This is a genomic window from Achromobacter mucicolens (assembly GCF_902859725.1).
In the GTDB taxonomy this organism is placed as follows: Bacteria; Pseudomonadota; Gammaproteobacteria; order Burkholderiales; family Burkholderiaceae_B; genus Achromobacter; species Achromobacter mucicolens.
Window position 1 is genome coordinate 14,651 of record NZ_CADIJP010000028.1, and the last position, 20,091, is coordinate 34,741.

A 20,091-nucleotide genomic window follows, 5' to 3' on the forward strand; every position below is an offset into this window, starting at 1 on the left:
CCCTCACAAACACCCTCAAACATCCCCCTCACTCGCCCGCGTTCCCGCCGGCGTCGCGCGGCCCTTGTTTTTCGCAATTGCCATGAACTCACGCTCCGCCGCACCCAGCACCGCATCCACATGCAGGTGCGCCATCGCATACTGCCGGGCGGCGGCGCCCAGGGTTTCGCGGATCTGTGCGTTGTAGCTGAGTTTGCGCACGGCTTCGGCCATCGCTGCGGCATCTTCGGGCGGGGTCAGCAGGCCGCAGCGCGACACCACGTTGGCAAGCTCGGTGCCGCGCGCCGCGCCGCAGACGACGGGGCGGCCGGTGGCCAGCATGCCTGTCAGCTTGGACGGCATGACCAGGTCGGCCGCGCCGGCGCGTTGCGGCAGCAGGTGGATGTCGGCCGTGCCTAAAAGCGCGCCCAGGCGTTCGGCCGGTTGCAAGTCCAGGAAGATGACGCGCGTCAGGCCGCGGCATTTGTCTTCCAGCGCCGCGCGTTCGGGGCCCTGGCCGCAGAACAGGAACCACAGGCGGTCTTCGCGGTTCAGGCGGCGTGCCACGTCGGCGAGGATCTGCAGGCCCTGCTTGCCGCCCATGTTGCCCGAATACAGTGCGACGATGGCGTTGTCCGGAATGCCGAGCTGCGCGCGATAGTCGCCGCCTTCGGCCAGGGGCGTGATGGCATTGACGTCGATCCAGTTGGGCAGCAGCACGGCGCGGGCGGGGTCGATGCCTTTGGAAAGCGCCAGGTCCAGCATGCGGTTTGAAATCGTGGACACGCGGTCAAACCTGCGCATCAGCCAGCGTTCGGCGCGCTTGACCATCGATCGCAGGACGCCGCCCTTGAGCAGCCCCAGTTCGAACGCCGCGTCGACTTCGAAGTCCTGGATGTGCAGCCAGGCGCGGGCACCGGTCAGGCGGGCGGTCAGCCACGCGGCCGGGGCGCAGAAGAGGGCGGGTTCCACGACCAGGATGATGTCCGGCCGCCGCATCGCTGCGCGCAGCAGCGACGGCAGGCTGGACAGCGCGAAGCTGGCCAAGTGCACCAGCCGCTTGGCGCCGCCCGGCCTTTCGGGAACCCACAAGGGCGCGCGCCGCACGGTCACGCCCCGGCGCGTTTCCTTGGTGTAGCGTGTGCCGCGGTAGCCGTCGTGGACCCGCCATTGCGGGTAGTAGGGCGGGGCGGTGACCACGCTGACCTCGTGCCCGCGCGCGGCCAGCCACTCGGCCAGTTCAGCGGTGTACTTGCCAGTGCCGGTCAGTTCGGGCGCGTAGTTGATGCCATAGATGAGTATTTTCATGTTGGCGTGGCGGTGCGTGGCCGGATGGGGCGGCACGGGTTGCCGTGGCACACCATCGCGGCGGGCATGTTGCGAAACACCGAGCTGCGCGCGCCGATCACGGCCTCGCGTCCGATGGTCACGCCCGGACCGACGAACACGTCCGTGGCCACCCATGCGCCGTCTTCGACACGCACAGCGCGTTCCCGCAGCGGAAAGTCGGGCCGGCCGGCATCGTGGTCGGCTGCGCACAGATAGCTGCGCTGCGACACCACGGCGTGCGCGCCGATGTGGATGGGGCCCAGGCTGTAGATCACGGCGTCGTCGCCGATCCAGGCGTAGTCGCCGATCTCCACTTTCCAGGGATAGGTGACCGTGGCCGTGGGCCGGATCAGCACCTTGTGCCCGACGCGCGCGCCGAACCGGCGCAGCAGCCAGCGGCGAAAGCCGTAGGCTACCTGTGGCGACCAGCGGAACAGGGTGCCCTGCACCATCCACCACAACTGCACGGTCAGCGCCGACCGTCCGCGCTGACCCGGCGCCAGTGCGAACTGGTCCAGCCGTTGCAAGGTGCTCATTTGGCCGCTCCGGCAACGGCGTCGCGCCGCGATGCGGCCTCGCTGGCCTGGCGCGCCTTCAGGATCTCTTCGGTCTTGATGCGGATCTGCCAGTAATACATGGCGCGCGCGACCGCATAGTCGTAGCCGGCCTTTCCATCCAGGAATCCCAGTTTGAAGACATAGGAGTGCAGGAACGAGATCGGCGCCTTGAACGGCATGGCCTGGAAGATGCGCTTGAGCAGGGCGCGGCCGCCGACGTTGGCCTCTCGCGGATCGTTCATCAGGCCCTTGGTGCGCAGGTTCGCTTCCCAGTCCGAATAGCGATTGTGCTTGTCGAAGTAGTGATACAGCGAGTCGTGGTCGTTGTGCACCATACGCTGGCGCAGCGCAAAGGTCTCGCCCTGGACCTGCGGCTGGTAGTGACCCTCGACCTCCCACATGTTGGCCACGTCCAGGTCGTCGTAGTCCAGAAAGCGCGAGCGGTCGCGCGCCAGGAGCGCCAGCTTGTAGACGCGATGGCCATGTTCCAGCTTCTTGCCGCAGAACACGTAGTCAAAGGGCACGAAAGCGCCGCCAGCCCCCGCGGCAAAGCGCGGCAGGACCTCGCGGATCTCGGCGGCCAGGCCCGGCGTCATTTCTTCGTCGGCGTCCACGTACAGCACGACGGGGTGCGTGAAGGGAAGCTGCTCCAGGCACCACTGCTTTTTCTTCGGATACTTGCCGTCCCACTGGAAATTCGAAACGCGCGCGCCCATCGCCGTGGCGATCGAGCAGGTCGCGTCCGTGCTGTTGGAGTCCACGACGAAGACTTCGTCGAACTCCGCCAGCCCTTTCAGGCACTTCGCGATGTTGCGTTCCTCGTTCTTGGTCATCACCACGACGGATACCGGTATCTTCTGCATGATGCTGTCCTGTTCAGGGCGTTCCGCGCTGCATGAGCGGGCGGAAGAGATCGATGACGTTGCGGCAGTGCCGCTCGAGGGAAAAGGCGTCCGCGCGCTCGGGGCCCTGGGCCGCAAGCTTCTCGCGCATCTCGCCGTCGTAGGCCAGTCGACGCACCGCCTCGGCCAGCGCCTCGGCGTCGCCTACCGGCACCAGCAGGCCGTAGCGGCCGGCGTCCAGGATCTCGGCGGGGCCGTGCGGGCAGTCGGTGGAGATGACGGGAACGCCCAGACACAGGGCCTCGACCAGCACGTTGCCGAAACTCTCGCGCACGGAGGTGAGCGCGAAGGCGCCGGCGCCGGCGATGACCGGAAACGGATTGTCGATGTGGCCGGCCAGCGTGACCTGCGTGCGGGACGGCCGGTCGTCGATGCGCTTTTGCAGGGCGGCGTGCTCGGAGCCTTCGCCCAGGATCGTGAACGCAATGCTCGGGTCGTCGAGCAGCGCGGCCGCGTCGATCAGCGTGGCGTAGTCCTTGACGGCTTCTAGCCGGCCCACGGCCACCACGTGATAGGGCGAGTCGCCGCCATCGGCCGTCTTCGGCTGGGCGCCCTGGCGCCGCACGTTGTCCAGCGGCACGCCGTTGTAGATGGTGTGCACCTTGCCGCGCAGCGGCGGAAACATGCTGACCAGGTCTTCCTTGACGCCGCGCGACACCCCGACCACCGCGTCGTGCCGCCGGTAGGTCTGGCTGACCAGCCAGCACTTCAGGCGGCGCATCTTGGAGGCGCCGTAGTGGATGGCCGGGCTGCTGTGTTCGAAGGCCACCGTGCGGAAGTTGCCGCGCAGGATCTTTCTGGCCAGCACGACCAGCATGTTGCACAAAAGGCCGTGCGAGCAGACGATGGCGGGCTTTTCGCGGCGTATGTGCTGCAGCAGCTTGAAGAACGCCACGGGCAGCGCCAGCCGCAGCTTGGTGGGAGACTCGATGATCGGAAATGCGCGGGTGACCTTGGGGTTGGCGATGGGATACTCGCGGTTGCGCGAGCGCAGCAGGAACAGGGCGGAGTCCACCCCCTGTTCCGGCAACGCATCCACAATGAAGGCGACGCATCTTCCGACGCCGCCATGCAAGTCCGGTGCGACAAACAAGACATCAGACATGGGGTATTACTCGCGTGGGTGGCGCCCGGCGCACGATATCCGGGCGGGGGCTGGGAGCGGGAGATTCTTGGCGAGGCACGGGCATGATCTGGGCATTTCGCATCAGCGAAAGGCAGTAACACAGCAGAAAGCCGGTAAACGCGGTCTTGGGCGCATAGGCCAGGCCGCCGGACATCGAGTCGATGAAGATGTAGATGGGCGCGGTGGCGAGCAGGTATCGCCGGTGCATCTCCAGCCCGGGATGGGCGTAGCGCCGAAAGAGCGAGAACAGCAGGATGAGCAGCGGCGGCAGCATGATCATGATCGTGCCGACCACGCCGAACTTCATCAGGTAGAACGCCCAGGAGTTGTGCGCGAACGTGCTCAGTTCAAAGCCGTTCTCGCCCATCACCCAGCTGCGAAAACCCGCGCCCTTGCCAAAGACGGGGCTTTCGGCAAAGAACTGCATCTGGCCTTCCATTTCCTGCACTCGCGCGCCGTAGCTGGAGTCTTCGTCCAGGCGTTCGACGCTGAAGATGCGTTGGGTCAGCACGTCCAGGTAGCCGATGCTGGCGAAGATCAGCACGCCGGCCACGGCGGCGGGCGCGAAGATCATGATGGCGCGGCGGCGGATGTCGGCATTGCCTGCCAGCAGCACGGCGATGACCACGGAAATGGCAAGCTGCAGGTATTGGCTGCGGTTCAGCGAGAACACCAGCGCCATCACCATGTACAGCGTCAGCGCGTAGGCTTTGGGGCCCGACACGTTCAGTGTGCGCCGAAAGTACAGCAGCGACACCACGCCCATCGGAATCGCCCAGACGCCCAGGCGCACGTTGCGCAGCGGGTTGGCGACGCTGAAGCCGGTCGCCTGTTCCAGCAGCATCAGCGTGGCGACCGCCAGGCTGGCCGCCACGATGTACTTCTGCAGGATGGCATAGGCGTGGGGACTGTCGATGTCCTTGTAGCAAAGGAACGGCGTGCACAGGAAATAGAAGACGATGCGCAGATCGCGCGCCACGTCGCCGGTCTCGATCCCGGGATGGTGGGCCGAGACCACCAGCAGATAGATCACCGAAATGGCCTGGATGCCGAGCAACACGCCCAGCGCGCCGCGTGGCAGCGCGTAGGCGCCCGGGTGGGCCAGGCGCAGCGCCTTGACGCCCAGCATGGCCACGAACAGCAGATCGAAGGGCGACAGCTTGAAGCTGCCCACCCCTACGATGAACCTGTCGTCGTTCAGCGCCAGCGCGGTGAAGACGAACAGGCCCAGGAGATGCAGGGTGGAAAGGCGGCGCGTGGTCATTGCGGTTCCGTATCAGTGAGGGCTGCCTAGTGCGCGGCCCAGTCGTCCCGGCCGAAGATCTTGGTGGTCAGCTTTTCCAGCAGGTAGGTCAGGTCCCCCTGCCGGGCATGCGCGGCCACCTTCGAGGCGCGGCACGACAGTTCGAACAGCTTTCCCAACCCCGGCTCGGTCCGGCGGATGCGGCTGACGATCTGTTCGCGCTCTTCCAGCAGCACGTCCTGCATCAGCGCGGTCTTGGTCTCGTCGTGGGCGGTGTACACGCCCAGCGCGTCGGGAACGATCAGGTTCTTTCCCTCGCGCAGCAGCCGGCTCCACAGTTCGAGGTCCATGCAGTACCGCATGCTTTCCTGCAGCAGGCCGTACTTGCGCAGCAGGTCACGGCGGAAGATGGCGGACTGGTTCGGGATGGAGGCCTTGACCACCGTCAGCGTGCCGCGGTTGACGGGCGTGTAGTGGATCTTGCGGAAGATGCGGTTGTCGGCATCCGCCACGAAGAGGTTGCCGCTGACGATCGGCGCGCGGCCTTTGGCCGCGGCGGCGCCCAGTTTGCGCAGCGCGCCCGGGAAGTACAGGTCGTCCGAGTTCTGCCAGCCGACGTAGTCGCCCGTGGCGCGTTCGAACCCCTTGTTGATCGCATGCGACTGGCCCCGGTCCGGGGTGCTTTCCCAATAGGACAGGTAGCGCTCGTATTTCTTGATGATGTCTACGCTGCCGTCGGTGGAGCCGCCGTCGATGATGATGTATTCCAGCCGCGGATACCCCTGGTTCAGCACGGACAGGATGGTGCGCTCCAGGAACTTGGCCTGGTTGAACGAGGGCGTCACGATCGTCACCTTGGGCAGCAGCCCGCTGGCGATGGGCGCCGGCGGACGAAGCTCGCGGACGAAGTCGATGAGCTGGCGTGAATACTCGTTATGGCGCTTGCGCATGTAGGACCTCAGCATGTTGGTTATCGGGTGGCCGCAGGCATGGCGCCCGGAAAGTCGGGGCGGGATTGACGGATGGCGAGGGCCACGCCGGCCAGCGTGATCGCCGCGTAGGCCATGCGGCCCCAGGCTGCGGCGTGTTCCCCCGCCACGTGAACCAGTCCCGCCATGACGCACAGCATCGCCAGGCCGCCCAGTCCGTTCAGGATTGCGACAGCGCGGGAATTGCCGAGCCCCAGGAGGGAGAAGTGCGCCGCGGCGTTCAGGGACAAGAGGCCCGACGCCACGATCAGCAACTGGAAGGTGCCCAGATGGCCGCTGGCGACGTTCTCGCCCAGCAGCACGTTCAGAAGCGGCTTGCTGACCGCCAGCACGGCCAGCGTGGCGCTGGCGGACAGCGCCAGGTTCCACAGCATCATGCGGCGGATTTCGCGTTCCGCGGCGCCGGGGTAGGGCGGTGACACGGACAGGCGCGTCACGCGCGGCATCGCCTTCTGGAAGATGGCGACGGACGCCGTATGGATGATCTGGCCGACCTGCACGCCGACGGTATAGATCGCCAGCGCCGCCGGTCCCATCAGGCTGCCGACCAGCACCCGGTCGACCGAGCCGAAAGCCAGCGCGCTCAGGCTGTTCAGCCATGACCAGCGCGAGAAGCGGAAGGCGGCCATCATGGCGCCGCGGTCGCGCACGGGCCGCACGATGAATCGGTCATAGGCGCGCGAGAACACGCGCATCTTCACGCTGCCCGCGATGAGCAGTCCCAGGGCCTGCGCCAGGCCGGTCCAGGTGGGCGAGGCGGTGTACCAGGCGGCCGCGCAGGCCAGCGCCATCGTGCCGGTGCGGCTGAAGACCTCGCACAGCGCGGTGGCGCGAAAGTCCTCGCGTCCCTTCAGGCAGCCGGAAAAGAGCTGGTCATACTGCTGCGTGAGGTAGATGGCGAGGGCGGGCATGGCCAGCATCGTGACGGCCACGCCGCCAAAGGTGGCGTCCGGCCACCCCAGCCCCACCACGCCCCACAGCAGCACGGCGGCCAAGGTGACGACGGCCAGCGCACAGCCGATCAGCGACATGCTGACGCCGGCCGCGCGATAGGCGCCGCCGGGCTCGTGCACGCTCTCGGATACGAGCTTGGTCGCGGTCACCGCCGCGCCAAGGTTCGCCGCGTTGCCGAACCCGGCCAGCGCGATGATCATGGAATATTGGCCGAAGCCGACCGTGCCGAGCTGGCGAAAGAGGATCGGCAGCGCCACCAGCGCCGCGACGGGACCGATGCCGTATTCCACCAGCCCCCAGAAGGAAGCATTGCCGGCGATGTGTTTCTTCACGAATCCAAGCATCGGTAACCCTGTCTGTCATGCTGGCGCGGCCGTCAGGCGACCGGCAGCGCCTGTTGCGTGCGCTCGCGCAGGAAATGGCCATAGGCCAGCGTGATGCCGTGCGTCAGGGAGATCTCCGGCCGCCAGCCCAGCGCCTGCACGCGCGAGGAGTCCATCAGCTTGCGCGGCGTGCCGTCGGGCTTGGAGGTGTCGTAGACGATCTTGCCCTCGTAGCCGATCACGCGCGCCACCAGCCGTGCCAGGTCCGCGATGGAGATGTCCTGGCCGGCGCCGATGTTGTAGATGCCCTCGGCGTCCGGATGCTCCATCAGCATGACGCTGGCCTGCGCCAGGTCGTCCACATACAGAAACTCGCGCAGCGGCGCCCCGGTGCCCCAGATCGTCACGCTTTCCGCGCCGGCCTCGCGGCCCTCGTGGAATTTGCGGATCAGGGCCGGCAGCACGTGGCTGCTGTGCAGGTCGTAGTTGTCGTGCGGGCCGTACAGGTTGGTCGGCATGGCGCAGATGAAGCGCGCGCCGTGCTCGCGCTGGTAGGCTTCGCACAGCTTCAGGCCGGCGATCTTGGCGATGGCGTAGGGCTCGTTGGTCGATTCCAGCGGACCCGTCAGCAGCGCGTCCTCGCGAATGGGCTGCGGCGCCTCGCGCGGATAGATGCATGACGAACCCAGGAACAGCAGCTTGCGCACCCCGGCTGCATACGCGGCGCGGATCACGTTGCACTGGATCATCAGGTTCTTGTACAGAAAGTCCACCGGATGCGTCTGGTTGGCCAGGATGCCGCCCACCTTGGCGGCGGCCAGGTACACCACATCGACTGGCGTGGTCGAAAAGAAGCGGTGCACCTGGTTCTGGTTTTCCAGGTCCAGTTCGGCGCGGCTGCGGGTCAGCACGTTCTCGTAGCCGCGCCGGTGCAGTTCGCGGGTGATCGCCGCGCCCACCATCCCGCGGTGGCCGGCGACGAACACGCGTTGGTCCAGGTTCGTCATGGCGCGCTACTCCTTGTAGGCGTAGATTTCGTAGCCGTTCTGTTCGACCAGCGCATCGCGCCGCGCTTCCTTCAGGTCGCTCTCGACCATTTCCTTGACGAGCTGCGCGAACGAGGTGCGGGGCGTCCAGCCGAGCTTCTCGCGGGCCTTGGTGGGATCGCCCAGCAGGGTTTCGACCTCGGTCGGACGGAAGTAGCGCGGATCGACGCGCACGATCACCTGGCCCGCCTTGACGTCGTGCACCGGCGAGAACAGCACGGTCGCCGTCTCTTCCAGGCCTTCGCCTTCCCACGCCAGCAGGATACCCAGCTCGCGCGCCGCGGTGTTGATGAACTCGCGCACGCTGTATTGCATGCCGGTCGCGATGACATAGTCCTCGGGGGTGTCCTGCTGCAGCATCAGCCACTGCATTTCGACGTAGTCGCGGGCGTGGCCCCAGTCGCGCAGGGCGGACAGGTTGCCCAGGTAAAGGCATTCCTGCAGCCCCAGCACGATGCGCGCCAGGCCGCGGGTGATCTTGCGCGTCACGAACGTTTCGCCGCGCTTGGGCGATTCGTGGTTGAACAGGATGCCGTTGCAGGCGTACATGCCATAGGCTTCGCGGTAGTTGACGCTGATCCAGTAGGCGTAGAGCTTGGCGGCGGCGTAGGGGCTGCGCGGATAGAAGGGGGTGGTTTCCTTCTGCGGCGTTTCCTGCACCAGGCCGTAGAGCTCGGACGTGGACGCCTGGTAAAAGCGCGTCTTGTTTTCCAGCTTCAGGATGCGGATCGCTTCCAAGAGGCGCAGGGTGCCCAGGCCGTCGGCGTTGGCCGTGTATTCCGGTTCCTCGAACGAGACGCCCACGTGGCTTTGCGCGGCCAGGTTGTAGATCTCGTCGGGCTGCACCGACTGGACGATGCGGATGAGGCTGCACGAATCCGTCATGTCGCCGTGGTGCAGCACGAAATTACGGGGCTGGTCGTGCGGATCCTGGTACAGGTGGTCGATCCGCGCGGTATTGAACAGCGAAGCGCGCCGCTTGATGCCGTGGACCTCGTAGCCCTTGGCCAGCAGAAGCTCCGCCAGATAGGCCCCGTCTTGGCCAGTTACGCCGGTAATCAGTGCCCGTTTTGGCATGGTTGTGTCCTTAAGACTTAGTGACTGCACGAAAGGAGCCGATGGCTGCGTTACCAATGTGCAAAGAGATTACTGTTGCACCAGCCGCTGAGATATCGGCCAAAAGGTCTAAGAGATCCGCCTGCCGGTAGGGAAAAAAGGATTGGATTGATTCATCCAGCGCGCCCAACGCGGTAACCGCCAGCATGGCCACCAGCGCGGGACGCCGGTTCACCGACAGGTAGATCAGCGCGGTCAGGCAGGCGTAGGCGGCCAGGTGCAGCCGCTTGTCGCCAAAGGCATCGGACATGTCCGCCGCCAGCCCAGGCAGGTTGCCCACCGTGACCAGCACGATGAAAAACAGGGCCGCCGCGGGCAGGCAAATCCTTGCCACGCCCGGGCGCCAGAAGGGAACTGAAACCTGCTCAGACACGACCGTAGATGTCCTGAAATCGAACGATGTCGTCTTCGCCGAGATAGGCGCCCGATTGCACCTCGATGATCTCCAGCGGAATCTTCCCGGGGTTCTCCAGGCTGTGGATCTCACCCAGCGGGATGTAGGTCGACTGGTTCTCGGTCAGCAGGTACTGCTTGTCGCCGTTGTAGATGCGGGCCGTTCCGGACACCACGATCCAGTGCTCGGCACGGTGGTGGTGCATCTGCGAGGACAGGCGCGCGCCGGGTTTCACGGTGATGCGCTTGACCTGGTAGCGCGGCCCCTGGCCAACGGAGTCGTACGACCCCCACGGCCGCTGGACCTCGCGGTGGTGGTTGAGCTCGCTGCGGTGCTGCGCCTTGAAGACCTCGACCAGGCGCTTGACGTCCTGCGAGCGCGACTTGTGCGCCACCAGGACCGCGTCGGCGGTCTCGATGACGACGATGTCGTCCAGGCCCACCGAGGCGACCAGCCGGCTGGTCGAATGGATGAGGCAGTTGCGCGAATCCTCCACCATGACGTCGCCCGTGGTGGAGTTGCCTTCCACCGACTTCTGGGCGATGCCCCAGACGGCGTCCCACGCGCCCACGTCGCTCCACGAGGCCGCCAGCGGGATGACCACCGCGCTGTCGGTGCGCTCCATGATGGCGTAGTCCATCGAGTCGCTGGGGCAGGCTTCGAACGCCGGGCCGTCAAGATGGAAGAGCCCGTTATCGCCATGCCCGGTGGCCACGGCGGCCTCGGCCTGCTCCAGGATCTTCGGCGCCAGCCGCCCCAGTTCGGACAGGAAGACCGAGGCCTGGAAGGCGAACATGCCGCTGTTCCAGTAATAGCCGCCGTCTTCGATGAAGCGCTGGGCGACCTCGGGCGACGGTTTCTCCACGAACCGGCGCACGCGGCGCGCCGGCGCCATGGCGCCGGGCTCGTCGGCCTGGATGTAGCCGTAGCCGCTGAGCGGCGCGGTCGGCTTGATGCCGAATGTGACCAGCGCGCCCTGACGGGCGGCGTCGTATGCCTGGGCGAAGGCCGCGCTCAACACCTCGCCGTCCTCCAGCACGTGGTCGGACGGCATGATGAGCATGATCGGGTCCTCGCCATCCTGCATCGCCCGCAGCGTGGCGGCGGCGATGGCCGGCGCGGTGTTGCGCGCGAACGGCTCCAGGATGACTTCGGCGTCCTTGATGCCCAGCTCCTCGGCCTGTTCCGCCGCAATGTAGCGGTGCGCCTCGTTGCAGACGAGGATGGGCCGGGCCTGCGCGCCGGCCGAGTCCAGCCGCCGCAGGGTGTTCTGCAACAGGCTGCGGTCATCGGTCAAACGGATGAACTGCTTCGGCAGCAGTTCGCGCGACAGCGGCCACAGGCGCGAGCCTGAACCGCCGCAAAGAATCACAGCCCGGTACGGGGGACGGGGGTTGGTCATGGCTCTCACTCCTTGAAGTAGGCCTGGGTGTACGGATGCACGCCGGGATCGGCGGCGATCACTTCCCCGGGCAGCCAGCGGTAGCCGCTGTGCTGCGCCAGGGGAAGGCTTGCGGTATCCAGAGAAAGCTCGGCCTCGTAGGCGAGGACGACGTAGTGGGTGGAGCGGCCCGCCTCACCCGCGAAATTGGTGCCATAGAAGTGCTCGTACACGCCGCGCGGCGTCCAGGCGAGATCGGGCAGCGAGAGGCCCAGCTCGTCCTGGACGATGCGGCGCAGCGCGTGGCGCAGGGACTCGTTCTTGCGGATCCGTCCGCCGGGCACGAACCACGCGCCCTGTGCGGGCGGATTGGCGCGCAGCCCGGTCAGGTAATTGCCGGCGCCGTCGCGCAGCAGAAGGTCGATCGACACCAGCGGCAGCATCTCCACCGCCTGGCGGAAGTCCGCGCGGGCCAGCATTCCACCCCGCGGCGCCGGCGCTTCACGCACAGGCCATCCCAACGGTTTAGTAGACATTGCGGCCCGTCCAACCCGATACCGCCGTGCGCGCGATGATCAGCAGATCCATCCGGAACGTCCAATGCTGGATGTAGTAGATGTCGTGTTCGACGCGGTCGCTCATCTTGCGCAGCGTGTCGGTCTGGCCGCGAAAGCCGTTGACCTGCGCCCAGCCGGTGATGCCCGGCTTGACGCGATGGCGCATCATGTAGCGCTGCACCAGGTCCTTGTACATTTCGTTGTGCTCCAGCGCATGCGGGCGCGGGCCCACCACCGACATGTCGCCCATCAGCACGTTCAGGAACTGCGGCAGCTCGTCCAGGCTGGTGCGGCGCAGGAAACCGCCGATGCGCGTGACGCGGCTGTCATTGCGCGTGGCTTGCGTGACCACGCCCTGTTCCTGGTGCACGGTCATGGTGCGGAACTTGTAGACGTGGAACACCTTGCCGTCCACGCCCAGACGCGGCTGCGTGAAAAAGACCGGGCCGCGCGAGGTCAGCTTGATCAGCAAGGCCACGGTCAGCATCACGGGCGCCAGGCCAATCAGCGCGCACAGCGCAAAGCTGCGGTCGAAGGCCTCCTTGGCCCAGCCGCGCACGCCGGCGGCCGGCAGACTGTTCAACTGGATCGCGGGCAGCCCCAGGAATTCGCCGATGCGATGGCCCAGCAACTGAATGGACATGACATCGGGAATCCAGCGGATGTCCACCAGGTCGTTGCGCAGGTGATAGAGCACCTCGCGCAACTCCTGGCCGGCTTCCATCGGCAGCACGATCCAGATTTCGCGCACGTTGTTTTCGCGCACGAAGGTGGTCAGGTTGTCCAGGTCATGCAGACGGCGGACCTGCGGCGGCAGGATCTCATGCGGTTCGGCGTAGATCCCCGATATCTGGTAGCCGGCCTCGCGGTACTTTTCCACGCGGCGCCACATGTCGTGGCCCAGCGCGCCAAAGCCCACCAGCAGCACGCGCTTCTTGTCCATGCCACGATCGCGCGCCGCGCCCAGCGCCGCATACACGGCGATGCGCACGCCGGCCAGCGCCAGCGCCGTCATGCCGAACCAGGTTGCAGCCCATAAGCGGGATATCGCGCCGGTCTGGTGCATGAGAAAACTGACGAAGATGCCCAACGCGAACACGGTGGCCCACGCAGCCAGGCTGCGCACCACCAGATCGGTCAGGAGGCGTCCGCGCCACGACACATACAGGCGGAAGGCCGGGAAGATCGCGATCGCACCCAGGCCGCAAAGGTAGATCAGGAACAGATGAATCTGCGGAGGATCCGTCAAGGCCTCTTCCGAGAATTTCAAACCGGTGGCAGTCAGGCCGCAGGTGATGACGATCGCGGCGTCGAGCAAGCGATACAGATAGCTTGCTCCGCTGAACCTTGCCGACGTGTCCGTTTGGGACGGGTCCATCGCGCACTCCTGTTCGGGGGGAAGCACCCTGCGGCAAGCAACGACTGTGCAGTGCCGCAAAGCATGTGGCTACCGACAAAATCTTATTGAGAGCGCAACTCACCCGAAACCTCCAAACGATGTAGGAGAAGGCTTAGGGCATCCGTCGAATGTGCGGGACTAGGAAAAGCGTGTGGAATGTCGCAACCCGTTACGCATCGGGCTCCTTTCCAAGCAACGAAGTCATTCACAGTGGATTCGCCATGACTACACTTTTCGGAACGTTGAGCCGAGCCATAGCCGCTATCGCGCTCGTGTCTTCGCTGAGCGCTTGCGCCTTGTCTCCCGGCATGACGTTCAGCGCCAATCAACTCGCGGATCCGCTGGACCCGAACTCCAAGGCTGTCATCAAGGAAATCACGCCGTCGCTGGTGCTCGATGAGCAGCGCGCGCGTGAAGCGCTGCTCGACAACGAAGGCATTGGCCACCTGGTTGGCAAGCCCGGTCCCTACCTCATCGGGCCTGGAGACATCCTGTCGATCGTCGTGTGGGATCACCCCGAACTCGTGCTTCCGACGCAAACCTACGCCATCGGATCAGGGGCAACGGAATTAGCCATCGGGGATACCGCCTCGGGCATTCCGGGCTATACGGTCTCATCCACTGGATATATCCAGTTTCCGTATACGGGACTGCTGAAAGTGGCGGGGTTGACTGAACTTCAGGCGCGCAATCTCATAGTCAATAGTTCGGGCAAGTACATACAGGACCCGCAGATCACCGTACGCGTTCTGGGATTTCGCAGCAAGCGCATCTTCGTCGATGGCGAGGTAACGACGCCGGGTACGGTTGCGATCAACGATGTTCCCATGACCCTGTTGGAAGCGCTCAACAGGGCCGGAGGCATTCTGCCTACCGGCGACCGCAGTGCGGTCTATGTGATCCGCGATGGCCGTCGTACTCGCGTGAACCTTCCCGCGCTGATCGAGCGCGGCCAGGATCTGAACCAGGTCATGCTCAAGGCAGGGGACATCGTGAGAGTCACGCCGCGCGACGACAGCAAGGTGTTCGTGATGGGCGAAGTCTTCCTGCCCGGCGCCTCGGTCATGCGCGATGGCCGCATGTCGCTGACCGAAGCACTGGGCCTGGCGGGCGGGCCGAACCAGCTCACGGCCGACCCTTCGCAAATTTTCGTCGTGCGCGCCACGGAGGAGGCAAAGCCTTTGGTCTACCACTTGAACGCCGCGTCGCCGCAAGCCCTTGCGGTAGGCGCGAAGTTTGAATTGCAACCCAAAGACGTCGTGTTCGTGGATACGGCCAGCCTGGTGCGGTGGAACCGCTTCATCAGCAACCTGTTCCCGAGCGCGCAAACCGTACAGACCGTCAAGTCCATCGATTAGTCCGCCTGAAAAACCCGCCTTTGGGGGCGCCGCAACCGCGGCGGCGCCCTCTCCTGGAGAGCTGCATGTCGTTGCCCATCGAATCGTTCGAGCCGTCAGTACCGGCCCGTCAGCAGGAAACCCCCTTGTCGTCCCACGTGGACGCCATTTTTTCCAACCGCTGGATGATCATTGCGATCACCCTGTTTGCGTTTCTCGGCGCGCTGGCCTACGTGATGGTGACGCCGTCGGTCTATTCGGCTGACATCATCGTGCAGGTCGAGGAGGAGCTCCCGAACGGGCAGGCGAGAAGCCTGCTGGGCGATGTGTCGTCGATGTTCGACACCAAGGCGGAAACGTCCGGCGAAATGGAAGTGCTGCGTTCGCGCATGGTCGTCGGTCCCGCGGTCGACAAGTTCCTGCTCTACATCCACGCCAAGCCGCGCTATTTCCCCGTGGTGGGCGAGTGGCTCGCGCAGCGCTATGAAAGCCTGCCTTATCCGTCCGGTTTGCCGCGCGGCGGCTATGCGTGGGGCGGCGAGACCATCGCGATCTCGCAACTGGACGTGCCCAACGAATGGCTGGGCAAGCCGTTTCGCCTGACCACGCTGGGCGAAGGCCGCTACACGCTTAGCGACAAGCTGACCGGCGCAACGTTCACCGGCACGGTGGGCAAGCCCGAACGCTTCCTGCTGCCGGGCGGCGGCGCCATGGACGTGCATGTCGACGCGTTGTCGGGCCGTCCGGGCACCGAGTTCACGGTGTCGCGCAGCTCGCGGCTGGCGGCCATCGAGAACGTGCAGTCGCACATGGGCATCTTTGAACGCGGCCGCGCCTCGGGCGTGATCGGCGTCACGCTGGAGGGCAACGATCCGGCGCTGACGACCGCGGTGCTGAACCAGATCGGCCAGGAATACGTGCAGCAGAACGTGAACCGCAAGTCGGCCCAGGCCGAGAAGTCGCTGGTGTTCCTGGAGCAGCAGCTGCCGCAACTGAAGGCCGAGCTCGACGCCGCGGAAACCAAGTACAACCAGTTGCGCAACAAGCGCGGCACGATCGACCTGAGCGAGGAAGCCAAGCTGATCCTCGCGCAGTCGGTGGACGCGCAGACCCGCGTGATGGAACTGCGCCAGAAGCGCCAGGAACTGATCACACGCTTTGCGCCGACGCACCCGAGCATCGTGGGCATCGACCGCCAGATCGCATCGCTGACGGGCGACGTCAACCGCCTGGGCAACAACATCAAGCAGCTGCCCGATCTGGAACAGGATGTGGTGCGCCTGGTGCGCGACGTGCGCGTCAACACCGAGCTGTACACGGCGCTGCTCAACAACACGCAACAGCTCAAGCTGATCCGCGCCGGCAAGGTGGGCAACGTGCGCATCCTGGATGCGGCCGTGCAGCCCGACAAGCCGGTGCGTCCGAAGGCCGCGATCATCATTGGCGTGGCCACCGCGGCTGGCCTGATCTTCGCCATCCTGTGCGCGTTCGTGCGCAACGCCCTGTTCGGCGGCCTGTCCGAGCCGGAAGACGTCGAGCGCCATACCGGCCTGCCGGTGCTGGCGGCCATTCCGTACAGCGACGTGCAGGACAAGCTCTGGCGCCGCAGCCGGCGCAAGAACGCCACCGTGCCCGCGCTGCTGGCCCAGAGCCAGGGCAACTCGCCACCGATCGAAAGCTTGCGGTCGTTCCGCAACGTGCTGCAGGCCTCGCTGCGCCAGTCGGCCAACAACATGGTCATGTTTACGGGGCCGGTGGCGGGCGTGGGTAAATCCTTCCTGTCGGCAAATTTTGCCTTCATCCAGGGTGGCGTCGGCAAGCGCGTGCTGCTGATCGATGCCGACTTCCGCAAGGGCCAGCTCAACCGCTACTTCGGCGTGCCCAAGGAAGATGGCCTGTTCGAAGTGCTGACCGGCACGATCCCGCTCAGCCGCGTCAGAAAGCACAGCGTGTCCGAGGGCGTGGACTTCATCGCCACGGGTGCCGTGACCTTCGACCCGTCCGAGCTGCTGGCCTCGCCCGTCTTCGGCGAAACCCTGCGGGAACTGGCCACGCAGTACGACATGGTGATCCTGGACACGGCGCCCGTGCTGTCCTCGCCCGACGCGGCCGTGGTCGGCACGCACGCCGCGGCCGTCATGGTGGTGGTGCGGTCCGGCATGAACACGGTGGGCGAGATCCGCGAGACGGCCAAGCGCCTGATCCAGGCGGGCGCCCCGGTGGACGGCGTGCTCTTCAATGGCTTGAAGCTGATGCCGGAACGCTTTGGCTTCCGGTCCAAGTACGGCGGTTATCGCTACTCCCGTGCGGCGTACTACGGTGATTTCAAACACAACGGTCCCAAGTGAACGCCACCCGGAGAAACTGGCATGCACGGAACTTTTGGCTGGGACACGCCGCAGATTCTGGATGCGGTTTTCAAGGCCTACGACATACGGGGAACAGTACCGGACGAATTGGATGCAAGGTTTGCCCATAGCCTGGGGATGGCGGTGGGCGCCAAGGCCCACGAGCAGGGGGTGCGGTCGATCGTGGTGGGCCGCGATGGCAGGCTGAGCAGCGTCGAATTGTCCGCGGCGCTGCAGGCGGGGCTGCGTTCGGCGGGCATGCACGTCATCGATATCGGCATGGCGACCACGCCGATGGTGTATTTCACGACCCGGCTGATGGACACCGGCACCGGCATTGCGGTGACGGGCAGCCATAACCCGCCCACGCACAACGGCTTCAAGATCGTGATGGAGGGCGGTTCGTTGTACGGCGAGGGCCTGACGGCGCTGCGCGATGCGATGCGCCAGCCGATCGATTCGGCGCCGGTGCCCGGCGGGCGCACACAGATGCAGATCACGCCCTGCTATGCGGCGCGCCTGGTGGGCGACATCCGCATGGCGCGGCCCATGAAGATCGCCATCGATTGCGGCAGCGGGGTGGCGGGCGCGGTGGCGCCGGGGCTCTTTCGGGCGCTTGGCTGCGAGGTCACCGAACTGTTCTGCGAAGTGGACGGCTCTTTTCCGGGGCATCACCCGGATCCGGCCGATCCCCACAACCTGCAGGACCTGATCTATTGCCTGCGCTATTCGGATTGCGAGGTGGGTCTGGCGTTCGACGGCGACGGCGACCGGCTGGGCGTGGTGACAAAATCGGGACAGATCATCTGGCCGGATCGCCAACTGATCCTGTTCGCCCGCGACGTGCTGGCGCGCAACCCGGGCGCCGAGGTGATCTACGACGTGAAATGCAGCCGCCATGTGGCCCGCGCCATCACCGAGGCGGGCGGCAAGGCGACCATGTGGAAGACAGGGCATTCCCTGATCAAGGCCAAGATGCGCGAGTCGGGAGCGCTACTTGCTGGAGAGATGAGCGGCCACATTTTCTTCAAGGAGCGCTGGTATGGCTTTGACGACGGCATCTACGCCGCCGCCCGCCTGCTGGAAATCCTCTCGTCGGCGCCGGACCCCTCGGCTTTGCTGGAAAGCTTGCCGCAGTCCTGCGCCACCCCCGAATTGAAACTGGAGACCACGGAAGGCGTCGAGCTTGTTCAGGCGCTGCGCGACCAAGGGGAATTCCCCGGCGCAGTGTCGATCAACGAGCTCGACGGGATCCGTGTGGATTACGCGGATGGCTTCGGCCTTGCGCGACCGTCCAACACCACGCCAACGGTGGTACTCCGGTTCGAAGGAGACAACGTGGCCGCGCTGGCTCGTATCGAGGAGGACTTTCGCAAGGCGTTCAAGCGCATTGCACCTCACATTCGTTTACCGTTCTAAGGAGCATCACGCGATGGGAAAGGCTCAACAGGCGATTGAGGCGTTAAGGGCAGACTCCGGACTGGCAAACAGCCCCGAGTGGATGGCTTTCGCGCAGGCTGCGCAGAATGCCGAACTGGACGCCAGTGCGCTCAAGGTGATCGAGGCGGCAGGGTTGTGCGTGGACCTGACCATGCAGCGCCAGTCGCCGTCGCTGGACGGCGCGGGAATGGCGCTGCTGCAGGCGCGCGGACTGGAAGAGGCGCGCCGCGCGCTGTTTGCCGGGGAACCGGTCAACTGGACTGAAAACCGCGCGGCATGGCATACCGCGCTGCGCGCGGGACGCACGCGCGAACAGCCCGAAGGGCAGGACGCGGATTCCGTCTGCGAGTATTCGCGCATGACCGACTTTGTGCGGCGCGTGGACCAGACGGCGGACTTCTCCACCGTCCTGCACATCGGTATCGGCGGCAGCGACTGGGGCCCGCGCCTGGCGGTGCAGGCCTTCGGCGGACCGCTGCAGCGCCGGCAGATCCGCTTTGTCTCCAACATCTGCGGCCATGCGTTCCATGACGCCGTGGCCGGGCTGGACCCGCGCCGCACGCTGGTGGTGGTGTCGTCCAAATCCTTCACCACGACGGAAACGCTGCATAACGCCCGCGCCGCCATTGCATGGCTCAAGCAGGGCGGCGTGGCCGACGTGTCCGACCATCTGGCGGCCGTCACCGCCAACGCGCCGGCCGCGCGCGCGCTGGGTGTGCCGTCCAGCCAGGTCTTCAAGATGTGCGACTGGGTGGGCGGGCGCTATTCCGTCTGGTCGGTGGCCGGCCTGTCCATCGCGTTGACGGTGGGCGTGGACGTGCTGATCGGCATGCGCGCGGGCGCCGAGGCGATGGACCAGCATTTCCTGCAGACGCCGTTCGCGGCCAATGCGCCGGTGCAACTGGCGCTGGCCGGGCTGATCAATTGCAGCGTGCTGGGATTCAACTCGCTGAACGTCGCGGCCTACAGCGGGCGCCTCTTGCACCTGGTGACCTATCTGCAGCAGCTGGAGATGGAATCGCTGGGCAAGCGGGTCGCGGGCGATGGCGCGGCGGTCGGCGTGCCGACGGCGCCCATCATCTGGGGCATGCCGGGCACCGACGGCCAGCACACGTTCTTCCAGTGGCTGCATCAAAGCGAGGAAGGCGCGCCGGTCGACTTCATCGCCAGCCTGCAAGGGCATGCCGACAGCCCCGATGCGCATCGCATGCTGCTGGCCAACTGCCTTGCGCAGCGCCAGGCGCTGTTGCGCGGCAAGAGCCTGGAGCAGGCGATGCTGGACGTGGCGCACATCGACAACCAGGAGCGCGCGCTGACGTTGGCGCAGCACATGGTGCATCCGGGCGGCCGGCCGTCGACGCTGATCGTCCTGCGCCAGCTCGATCCGCGCAGCCTGGGCGCGCTGCTGGCCCTGTACGAGCACAAGGTGTTCGTGCAGAGCGTGGTCTGGGGCATCAACCCCTTCGACCAATACGGCGTGGAACTGGGCAAGCGGCTTGCCAGCGGCATCGAGCGCGAGCTGGCGGTGCCGGTGTCGGCGGGCGTGGTCGACTGGGGCCATGATGCCTCCACGTCGTACTGGATCGACCGCTACCGCAGCCATGCGCAGGCCCCGCGTCCCCGCCATGCGTGGGTGCCGGGCATGGCGGCCCATCTCTGACGGAGCATCGA

The 20,091-nt window shown here is 65.8% G+C and carries 17 protein-coding genes; 4 read left to right on the forward strand and 13 right to left on the reverse strand.

Translation table 11 applies throughout. From position 1 onward, the window contains the following. Nucleotides 1-15: 15 nt before the first annotated feature. Genes HV786_RS25375 through HV786_RS25435 form a run of 13 tightly spaced genes read right to left on the reverse strand, consistent with a single transcriptional unit; the run spans nucleotide 16 to nucleotide 13,274 of the window. The gene (locus HV786_RS25375; protein ID WP_175212004.1) at nucleotides 16-1,287 is read right to left on the reverse strand and encodes a glycosyltransferase WbuB; all 1,272 of its coding nucleotides are present in this window, start codon (nucleotides 1,285-1,287) and stop codon (nucleotides 16-18) included. Continuing rightward, entirely contained in the window at nucleotides 1,284-1,844 is a 561-nt protein-coding gene (locus tag HV786_RS25380) for a putative colanic acid biosynthesis acetyltransferase (protein WP_056323682.1), read from the reverse strand. Before HV786_RS25380 ends, HV786_RS25375 begins: the two co-directional genes overlap by 4 nt. Beyond that, nucleotides 1,841-2,728, reverse strand: a complete 888-nt coding sequence (locus HV786_RS25385; RefSeq protein WP_128828664.1) for a glycosyltransferase family 2 protein — start codon at nucleotides 2,726-2,728, stop codon at nucleotides 1,841-1,843. The genes HV786_RS25380 and HV786_RS25385 overlap by 4 nt, the downstream gene beginning before the upstream one ends. Nucleotides 2,729-2,741: 13 nt before the next feature. Continuing rightward, nucleotides 2,742-3,872: a glycosyltransferase gene (locus tag HV786_RS25390; RefSeq protein WP_128828663.1), complete on the reverse strand. Its 1,131-nt coding sequence runs from the start codon at nucleotides 3,870-3,872 to the stop codon at nucleotides 2,742-2,744. Further along, nucleotides 3,865-5,157 (reverse strand): O-antigen ligase family protein, encoded by a 1,293-nt coding sequence (locus tag HV786_RS25395; protein WP_128828662.1) that lies wholly within the window; start codon nucleotides 5,155-5,157, stop codon nucleotides 3,865-3,867. Before HV786_RS25395 ends, HV786_RS25390 begins: the two co-directional genes overlap by 8 nt. A 26-nt stretch (nucleotides 5,158-5,183) precedes the next feature. Next, nucleotides 5,184-6,101 (reverse strand): glycosyltransferase family 2 protein, encoded by a 918-nt coding sequence (locus HV786_RS25400; protein WP_226846353.1) that lies wholly within the window; start codon nucleotides 6,099-6,101, stop codon nucleotides 5,184-5,186. Nucleotides 6,102-6,106: 5 nt separating this feature from the next. Continuing rightward, nucleotides 6,107-7,411 carry a lipopolysaccharide biosynthesis protein gene (locus tag HV786_RS25405; protein ID WP_235512728.1) on the reverse strand — a complete coding sequence of 435 codons (1,305 nt, stop codon included), beginning with the start codon at nucleotides 7,409-7,411 and terminating at the stop codon, nucleotides 6,107-6,109. A 44-nt stretch (nucleotides 7,412-7,455) separates the two neighbouring features. Further along, complete coding sequence (locus HV786_RS25410; protein ID WP_062839166.1) at nucleotides 7,456-8,409, reverse strand: GDP-L-fucose synthase family protein; 954 nt, start codon at nucleotides 8,407-8,409, stop codon at nucleotides 7,456-7,458. Nucleotides 8,410-8,415: 6 nt separating this feature from the next. Continuing rightward, the gene (gene gmd / locus HV786_RS25415; RefSeq protein WP_056323703.1) at nucleotides 8,416-9,525 is read right to left on the reverse strand and encodes a GDP-mannose 4,6-dehydratase; all 1,110 of its coding nucleotides are present in this window, start codon (nucleotides 9,523-9,525) and stop codon (nucleotides 8,416-8,418) included. Between the two features lie 10 nt (nucleotides 9,526-9,535). Further along, entirely contained in the window at nucleotides 9,536-9,898 is a 363-nt protein-coding gene (locus HV786_RS25420) for a VanZ family protein (RefSeq protein ID WP_056324604.1), read from the reverse strand. 31 nt (nucleotides 9,899-9,929) lie between these two features. Then, the gene (locus tag HV786_RS25425) at nucleotides 9,930-11,360 is read right to left on the reverse strand and encodes a mannose-1-phosphate guanylyltransferase/mannose-6-phosphate isomerase (RefSeq protein WP_128828661.1); all 1,431 of its coding nucleotides are present in this window, start codon (nucleotides 11,358-11,360) and stop codon (nucleotides 9,930-9,932) included. Between the two features lie 5 nt (nucleotides 11,361-11,365). After that, nucleotides 11,366-11,818, reverse strand: a complete 453-nt coding sequence (locus HV786_RS25430; protein ID WP_128828838.1) for a GDP-mannose mannosyl hydrolase — start codon at nucleotides 11,816-11,818, stop codon at nucleotides 11,366-11,368. 46 nt (nucleotides 11,819-11,864) lie between these two features. Further along, entirely contained in the window at nucleotides 11,865-13,274 is a 1,410-nt protein-coding gene (locus HV786_RS25435) for an undecaprenyl-phosphate glucose phosphotransferase (protein WP_056323712.1), read from the reverse strand. Nucleotides 13,275-13,516: 242 nt separating this feature from the next. Between HV786_RS25435 and HV786_RS25440 the strand changes: the two genes are divergently transcribed. From HV786_RS25440 to pgi, 4 genes are all read left to right on the forward strand, one after another. Then, complete coding sequence (locus HV786_RS25440; protein ID WP_128828660.1) at nucleotides 13,517-14,653, forward strand: polysaccharide biosynthesis/export family protein; 1,137 nt, start codon at nucleotides 13,517-13,519, stop codon at nucleotides 14,651-14,653. 65 nt (nucleotides 14,654-14,718) lie between these two features. Further along, entirely contained in the window at nucleotides 14,719-16,980 is a 2,262-nt protein-coding gene (locus HV786_RS25445; RefSeq protein ID WP_062839162.1) for a GNVR domain-containing protein, read from the forward strand. Nucleotides 16,981-17,001: 21 nt separating this feature from the next. Further along, entirely contained in the window at nucleotides 17,002-18,399 is a 1,398-nt protein-coding gene (locus tag HV786_RS25450; RefSeq protein WP_128828659.1) for a phosphomannomutase/phosphoglucomutase, read from the forward strand. Nucleotides 18,400-18,412: 13 nt separating this feature from the next. Next, complete coding sequence (gene pgi, locus HV786_RS25455) at nucleotides 18,413-20,080, forward strand: glucose-6-phosphate isomerase (RefSeq protein WP_128828658.1); 1,668 nt, start codon at nucleotides 18,413-18,415, stop codon at nucleotides 20,078-20,080. Nucleotides 20,081-20,091 lie beyond the last annotated feature (11 nt).